This is a genomic window from Phenylobacterium sp. (assembly GCF_020253645.1).
Lineage (GTDB): Bacteria > Pseudomonadota > Alphaproteobacteria > Caulobacterales > Caulobacteraceae > Phenylobacterium.
Genome location: NZ_JADCBG010000199.1, coordinates 1 through 4226, shown reverse-complemented (window position 1 = coordinate 4226; position 4226 = coordinate 1). Strand labels below are relative to the sequence as shown.

The 4226-nt window shown below is 68.4% G+C and carries 2 protein-coding genes and 1 pseudogene; all 3 read right to left on the bottom strand.

Features of this window, described 5'->3' with window-relative positions:
• Positions 1 to 60: 60 nt before the first annotated feature.
• Positions 61 to 996, bottom strand: coding sequence for a translation elongation factor Ts (gene tsf / locus INE98_RS13095; RefSeq protein WP_293539428.1), 936 nt, complete (start codon positions 994 to 996; stop codon positions 61 to 63).
• A 62-nt stretch (positions 997 to 1058) separates the two neighbouring features.
• Entirely contained in the window at positions 1059 to 1844 is a 786-nt protein-coding gene (gene rpsB / locus INE98_RS13090) for a 30S ribosomal protein S2 (RefSeq protein WP_293539426.1), read from the bottom strand.
• Positions 1845 to 2017: 173 nt separating this feature from the next.
• Positions 2018 to 4226: pseudogene (gene dnaE, locus INE98_RS13085) on the bottom strand (DNA polymerase III subunit alpha); the annotation flags it as partial.

The following is a 4226-nucleotide window of genomic DNA, read 5'->3' as shown; positions in this document are numbered from 1 at the left end:
GGGGGCGTGGCGCGCGTCGAACGCACCACGCCCCCGAAAGACAGGCGCTGAAGGGCGCGATCAGCCCTGGCCGGTCATGGAGGCGACCTCGGCGGCGAAGTCGTCCACCTTCTTCTCCACACCCTCGCCCAGGGCGAAGCGCACAAAGCCCTTCACCGTCACAGGGGAACCGGTCTCCTTGGCCGTCTCGGCCACCAGCTGCTCGATGGTCTGGTCCGGGTTCATGACGAAGGCCTGCTTCAGCAGGACGACTTCCTCGAAGAACTTGCGGATACGGCCCTCGACCATCTTCTCCACCACGCCGGCCGGCTTGCCGGAGGCCAGGGCCTGCTCGGTGAAGATGGCCTTCTCGCGCTCGACGGCGGCCGGGTCCAGGTCGTCGGTCGACAGGGAGAGGGGGTTGGTGGCCGCCACGTGCATGGCGATCTTCCGGCCCATCTCGGCCAGCCTGGCCTGGTCGCCCTTGCCCTCGACCGCCACGAGAACGCCGATCTTGCCAAGGTCCGGCACGATGGCGGAGTGGACGTAGGAGGCCACGGCGCCTTCGGACACCACGAAGCGGTGCGCCCGGCGGAGGTTCATGTTCTCGCCGATGGTGGCGATGAGGTTGGTCACCATGTCGGCGACGCTCTCTCCACCGGCGGTCTTCGCCGCGGAAATGGACTCCACACCTTCCTGGTCCAGGGCGATGCCGGCGATCTCCTTGGCCGCCTTCTGGAACAGCTCGTTCCGGGCCACGAAATCGGTCTCTGCGTTGAGCTCGACCACGACGCCGGTCATGCCCGCGCCGTCCTTGCGAACGGCGGCGCCCACCAGGCCCTCGGCGGCCGCCCGGTCCGACTTCTTGGCGGCCTTGGAAAGGCCCTTGGTCCGCAGCCAGTCAATGGCGAGATCGATGTCGCCGTCGTTCTCCTGCAAGGCCTTCTTGCAGTCCATCATGCCTGCGCCGGACTTCTCGCGCAGGTCCTTCACCAGGGCAGCAGTGATCTCCGCCATCGGGAGCTCCTTCGGTCAGGGGTGGCGCCCGCCCCTCAGGGACAGGCGCATTTCAGGTCGGATCAGGCTTCGGCCGCGGCTTCTTCCACAGCGGGTTCGGCAGCGACGACAGGTTCGACCGGCTCGACGGACGCGCCCAGGTCGACCCCGGAGGCGGCGGCGCCGGCGGCCAGGCCGTCGAGGACGGAGTCGGCCAGCAGGTCGCAGTAGAGCTGGATGGCGCGGGCGGCGTCGTCATTGCCCGGGATCGGGTAGGTGATGCCGTCCGGATCGCAATTGGTGTCGAGGATGGCGATCACGGGGATGCCCAGCTTGCGGGCCTCCTGGATGGCGATGGCCTCCTTGTTGGTGTCGATCACGAACATCAGGTCGGGGATGCCGCCCATGTCCTTGATGCCGCCCAGGGACAGCTCAAGCTTGTCACGCTCGCGCGTCAGCTGCAGCAGTTCCTTCTTGGTGCGGTTGCCCTCGCCCCCTTCCAGCACGCCCTCAAGCTCCCGCAGGCGGTTGATCGACCCGGAGACGGTGCGCCAGTTGGTCAGGGTTCCGCCGAGCCAGCGGTGGTTGACATAGTACTGGGCGCAGCGGCGGGCGGCCTGGGCGATGGGATCCGAGGCCTGGCGCTTGGTGCCCACGAAGAGCACGCGACCGCCGCCAGCGGCGACCTCGCGCACCTTGACCAGGGCCTGGTGCAGCAGGGGGATCGACTGGGAGAGGTCGATGATGTGGATATTCGAGCGGCTGCCGAAGATGTAGCGGTCCATCTTCGGGTTCCAGCGGTGCGTCTGGTGACCGAAGTGGGCGCCGGCCTCAAGCAGCTGACGCATGGAGAAATCGGGAAGCGCCATGGCTTTATGTCCTCTTCTTCCGGTTGACCTCCGCAGACAAACCCCCCGGACGGGGGACCGGAACGGCGCCGCCGGGATGTCTCCCCGGCCAAACCGAACGCCTGCGTGTGGAATGGCGCGCCGTTTAGGCTCAACTAGCCGAAAAGGCAAGTCCTGAAAGGATTTGGGCCGTCCTAGACGTCCTCGACAAAGACCACGCCGGGCGCCGTCTTCAGGGCGCCGCGAACGGCGGGGCCCAGGTCGAAGCGACCGGGAAGCCGCACCTCGATCTCCCGGCCGCCCTCGACGGGCGCCACCAGGACGATCTCGCCGCCGCGCCCCTGGGGGGCCGCGGTGAGCCGCGCCTTCAGGGCGTCAATCGCCAGGCTGCGCGGCGAGACATGGACCCGCAGCCCCGCCACCGCGTTCTCGATCGCCGTTTCGACGGGCTCGGCGTCATCACCGAAGAAGCGCACCTCTCCGTCCCGCGCCTTGGCCCGGACCTTGAGGGACACCGCCCTGCCAGGCTCCAGCAGATCACGGCATCGGCGCAGGGACTCCGGCGGGAAGAGCACCTCGTACTCACCGGAGGGATCGGACAGGGTCACAAAGGCGAACTTGTCCCCGCTGGCCTGGGAGGCCCGCTCCTGGCGTCGGCGCACGACCCCGGCCATCCGGAAGGCTTCCGCACCCGCCTCGGCCTTGGGGATGACCTCGGTCAGCAGATCGATGCGTCGCCGCCGCAGGGCGGGCAGAAGGTCCTCCAGCGGATGTCCCGAGAGATAGAAGCCCACGGCCGCGAGCTCTTCGTCCAGGCGCCTGGCGGGTGACCAGGACTCACACCTCGGCAGGCGGGGCCGCTGCGCTTCGACCTGATCGCCGCCAAACAGGGAGCCCTGCGCGGAGGCCCGTTCCTCGGCCACGCTGTGGCCGTATCCGGCCAGGACCTCGGAGGCCTCCACCAGCTGGGCCCGGTCGCAGCCAAGGCTGTCGAAGGCGCCGGCCCGCGCCAGGGTCTCCAGGGTGCGGCGGTTGACCTGGCGCGGATCGACCCGCTCGACGAAGTCAAAGATGTCCCGGAAGGGCCCGCCGGCGGCGCGAACCTCGACGACATGCTCCATGGCCTGCAGGCCGACATTCCGGATGCCGCCCAGGGCGTAGAGCACCTCGCCGTCGCCGACCTCGAAGTCCGCGCCCGAGCGGTTCACGTCCGGCGGCCGGATCGTCACCCCGAACCGGCGGGCGTCCTGGTAGAAAACGGCCAGCTTCTCGGTGTTGGAGATGTCCAGGCTCATGGAGGCGGCGAAGAACTCGACCGGCGCGTTGGCCTTCAGCCAGGCGGTCTGGTAGCCGATCAGGGCATAGGGCGCGGCGTGGCCCTTGTTGAAGCCATAGCCCGAAAACTTCGCCATCAGTTCGAAGAGGGTGTCGGCCAGGTCCGGGTCCACCCCGCGTTCCGCCGCGCCGGAGAGGAAGCGGGCCCGTTGCTGGTCCATCCCCTCCTTCTTCTTCTTGCCCATGGCGCGACGCAGCAGGTCCGCCTCGCCAAGGGACTAGCCCGCCATGATGCGGGCGATGTTCATCACCTGCTCCTGGTAGACGATCACGCCGTAGGTCTCAGTCAGGACCGGCTCGAGAAGGGGGTGGTAGACGTTCAGCGGTTTGCGGCCCGCCTTGGTGTCCACATAGGCCGGAATGGAGTCCATCGGCCCCGGCCGGTAGAGGGAGATCAGCGCCGTGACCTCCTCGATGGAGCCGGGCCGGAGCTGGCGCAGGGTGTCGCGCATGCCCTGCCCTTCAAGCTGGAAGACCCCGACCGTCTGGCCCGAGGCCATCAGCTCGTATGTGGCCGTATCGTCCAGTGGCAGGCTCTCGAGGGCGAAGTCCGCGCCTCGTCGGGCCAGATGCTTCATGGCCCGGTCGATCACGGTGAGGGTCTTCAGGCCGAGGAAGTCGAACTTCACCAGGCCCGCGCTCTCCACCCACTTCATGTTGAACTGGGTGGCGGGCAGGTCCGAGCGCGGGTCGCGGTAGAGGGGTGACAGCTCGGTGAGCGGCCGGTCCGCGATCACCACCCCGGCGGCGTGGGTCGAGGCGTTCCGGTAGAGGCCCTCAAGGCGCAGGGCGATCTCCAGGAGCCGGGCGACGGATTCGTCCTCATCCTTGGCTTGGCGCAGCCGAGGCTCCAGTTCGACGGCCCGGGCAAGGGTCACCGGATTGGCGGGATTGGCCGGAACCATCTTGGCCAGACGGTCGACCTGTCCGAGGGGCATCTGCAGGACCCGCCCGACATCCCTCAGGACCGCACGGGCCTGCAGGGTGCCGAAGGTAATGCTCTGCGCCACCCGGTCGCGCCCATAGCGCTGCTGGACATAGGCGATCACCTCCTCCCGCCGCTCCTGG

Coding starts and splice junctions, on each gene's coding strand:
- tsf (WP_293539428.1), bottom strand. CDS start 996: ATGGCGGAGATCACTGCTGCCCTGGTGAAGGACCTGCGCGAGAAGTCC.
- rpsB (WP_293539426.1), bottom strand. CDS start 1,844: ATGGCGCTTCCCGATTTCTCCATGCGTCAGCTGCTTGAGGCCGGCGCC.